This is a genomic window from Neisseria sp. P0019.S002 (assembly GCF_051957155.1).
Taxonomy (GTDB): domain Bacteria; phylum Pseudomonadota; class Gammaproteobacteria; order Burkholderiales; family Neisseriaceae; genus Neisseria; species Neisseria perflava.
The window spans coordinates 1-472 of the sequence record NZ_JBQCWS010000097.1; the positions used below are offsets into that span (position 1 = coordinate 1).

At 45.8% G+C, this 472-nt stretch carries 2 protein-coding genes; both read left to right on the forward strand.

The annotated features are described in order from the left end of the window. A partial coding sequence (pilM, locus tag ACTHTY_RS11755) for a pilus assembly protein PilM (protein ID WP_440367807.1) occupies window positions 1-238 on the forward strand: 238 nt, incomplete at its 5' end. Window positions 239-242: 4 nt separating this feature from the next. Then, the coding region (locus tag ACTHTY_RS11760) for a PilN domain-containing protein (RefSeq protein WP_440367809.1) at window positions 243-472 on the forward strand (230 nt) is incomplete at its 3' end.

A 472-nucleotide genomic window follows, 5' to 3' on the forward strand; every position in this document is an offset into this window, starting at 1 on the left:
TTACTATACCACGCAGGCCACTGATTCTTTCGCCAATATCAAACACATCCTGCTGACAGGCTTTACCGCACAGCAGGCAGGTTTGGCAGAAAGCATTTTCTCGCAAACCAATACGGCAACAGAATATCTGCATCCGATTTCATATGTGGAACGCAGTGCAAAAGTAGAATTGCCGCAGCTTCAAATTGATGCGCCGTCACTGACCTTGGCGTTCGGATTGGCATTAAGGGGACTTTGAGAACATGATTGAATTAACCAGAATCAACCTTCTTCCTTATCGGGAAGAAATTAAACAGCGCAAGCAGCAGCAATTCAAAATATTGATGCTTGGTGCTTTTGCAGTGGGTTTAGGCTTGGCGGCCGCTACTTATCTCGGTATTGACAGCGCCATCCGCAATCAAGAAGGCCGCAACAACTTCCTGCAAACCGAAATCGACAGACTTGATAGAGAATTGGGTGAAATCGATAAACT